The following is a 916-nucleotide window of genomic DNA, read 5'->3' as shown; positions in this document are numbered from 1 at the left end:
AGGATCGGTGCGAGGTCGAGCCCGTCGGGCATGGTGCCGAACGCGCCACCCCACTGTCGGTCGAGCCGGGTCGTCAGGAAGGCCTCGGCGACGGCGGGGTGGCCGTGGCGCACCAGCAGCGAGCCCTGCAGCGCCAGGCAGATGTCTTCGGCGACCTTGCGGCCGCGGTAGGCGATGGTCTCCAGGTCGGCCAGCTGATCGCGCAGCCGCGCGACGTGGGCGGCCAGGCGCGGGTCCTGGCCCGCGCCGTCGGCGAGCTCGTCGAAGAGCACCTCGACGCATTCGGGACGAGTGGCCATGGCGCGCAACGTGTCCAGCGCGCTGACGTTGCCCGAGCCCTCCCAGATGCCCATCAGCGGGGCCTCCCGGTACAGCCGCGGCATGCCGGAGTCCTCGACATAGCCGTTGCCGCCCAGGCATTCCAGCGCCTCGGCGGCGTGCGGGGTGGAGCGCTTGCACACCCAGTACTTGCTGGCCGCCAGGCCGATCCGGCGCAGCAGCGCCTCGCGCTGGTCGCCACGCACGGCCCTGTCGGTCGCCCCGGCCATCCGCATCGCGACCATGGTCGCCGCCTCCGCCTCCACGGCCAGGTCAGCCAATACGTTACGCATCAGCGGCTGGTCAATCAGGTAGGCGCCGAACGCCTTTCGGTGCTGGGCGTGGTAGATCGCGCGGGTCAGACCGGTGCGCATGCTGGTGGCGCTGCCCAGCGTGCAGTCCAGCCGGGTCAGGTTGACCATCTCGATGATGGTGGGCACCCCGCGCCCTTCCTCCCCCACCAGCCACGCGATCGCGCCGTCGTATTCGACTTCGCTGGACGCGTTGGCGTGGTTGCCGAGCTTGTCCTTGAGCCGCTGCAAAAACATCCGGTTGCGGGTGCCGTCGGGCAACACCCGCGGCAGCAGAAAGCACGACA

Annotated in this window: 1 protein-coding gene; it reads right to left on the bottom strand. The window is 70.6% G+C overall.

The features are described from left to right. Positions 1-916 (bottom strand): acyl-CoA dehydrogenase family protein (locus A5659_RS04125; RefSeq protein WP_255364627.1); only part of this gene is annotated, 916 nt, incomplete at both ends.

The sequence above is a fragment of the Mycobacterium sp. 1165196.3 genome, from assembly GCF_001673415.1.
Taxonomy (GTDB): domain Bacteria; phylum Actinomycetota; class Actinomycetes; order Mycobacteriales; family Mycobacteriaceae; genus Mycobacterium; species Mycobacterium europaeum_A.
The sequence above is the reverse complement of the archived record's forward strand: the minus strand, read 5'-3'. Positions and strand labels throughout refer to the sequence as shown.